The sequence below is a fragment of the Kitasatospora sp. NPDC048239 genome, assembly GCF_043202015.1.
GTDB lineage: Bacteria > Actinomycetota > Actinomycetes > Streptomycetales > Streptomycetaceae > Kitasatospora.
The window spans coordinates 1-1,140 of record NZ_JBICZP010000054.1 but is presented as its reverse complement, the minus strand read 5'-3'; the positions used below and the strand labels follow the sequence as shown (position 1 = coordinate 1,140).

Here is a 1,140-nt window from a genome sequence, read left to right as displayed (position 1 = left end):
CGGCGGTGACGGTGGGGGCGCCGGACTCGACGCCGTCGGCCTGCATCTGCTCGGCGAGCTTGAGGGCCTCCTCGATCAGGGTCTCGACGATCTTCGACTCGGGGACGGTCTTGATGACCTCGCCCTTGACGAAGATCTGGCCCTTGCCGTTGCCGGAGGCGACGCCGAGGTCGGCCTCGCGGGCCTCGCCGGGGCCGTTGACGACGCAGCCCATGACGGCGACGCGCAGCGGCACCTCCATGCCCTCGAGGCCGGCGGTGACCTCTTCGGCGAGCTTGTAGACGTCGACCTGGGCGCGGCCGCAGGAGGGGCAGGAGACGATCTCCAGGCCGCGTTCGCGCAGGCCGAGGGACTCCAGGATCTGGTTGCCGACCTTGATCTCCTCGGCGGGGGGCGCGGAGAGCGAGACGCGGATGGTGTCGCCGATGCCCTCGGCGAGCAGGGCGCCGAAGGCGACCGCGGACTTGATGGTGCCCTGGAAGGCGGGGCCGGCCTCGGTGACGCCGAGGTGCAGCGGGTAGTCGCAGGCGGCGGCGAGCTGGCGGTAGGCGTTGATCATCACGACCGGGTCGTTGTGCTTGACCGAGATCTTGATGTCGCGGAAGTCGTGCTCCTCGAACAGGGAGCACTCCCAGAGCGCGGACTCGACGAGGGCCTCGGGGGTGGCGCGGCCGTACTTCTCCAGGAGGCGCTTGTCGAGGGAGCCGGCGTTGACGCCGATGCGGATCGGGATGCCGGCGTCCTTGGCGGCCTTGGCGATCTCGCCGACCTTGTCGTCGAAGGCCTTGATGTTGCCGGGGTTCACCCGGACGGCGGCGCAGCCGGCGTCGATCGCGGCGAAGACGTACTTCGGCTGGAAGTGGATGTCGGCGATGACCGGGATCTTCGACTTCTTCGCGATGATCGGCAGCGCGTCGGCGTCGTCCTGCGAGGGGCAGGCCACCCGGACGATCTGGCAGCCGGACGCGGTGAGCTCCGCGATCTGCTGGAGCGTGGCGTTGATGTCCGCGGTGACGGTGGTGGTCATGGACTGCACCGAGACGGGCGCGTCGCCGCCGACCGGCACGTTGCCGACCATGATCTGCCGGGAGAAACGGCGCTTGGCGAGCGGCTTGAGCGGCAGGGACGGAATACCGAGCG

At 69.8% G+C, this 1,140-nt stretch carries 1 protein-coding gene; it reads right to left on the bottom strand.

Features of this window, described 5'->3' with window-relative positions; all coding sequences use genetic code 11:
* Positions 1-1,132 (bottom strand): flavodoxin-dependent (E)-4-hydroxy-3-methylbut-2-enyl-diphosphate synthase (gene ispG, locus ACGFZP_RS39465; protein ID WP_392942334.1); only part of this gene is annotated, 1,132 nt, incomplete at its 3' end.
* Positions 1,133-1,140: the final 8 nt, after the last annotated feature.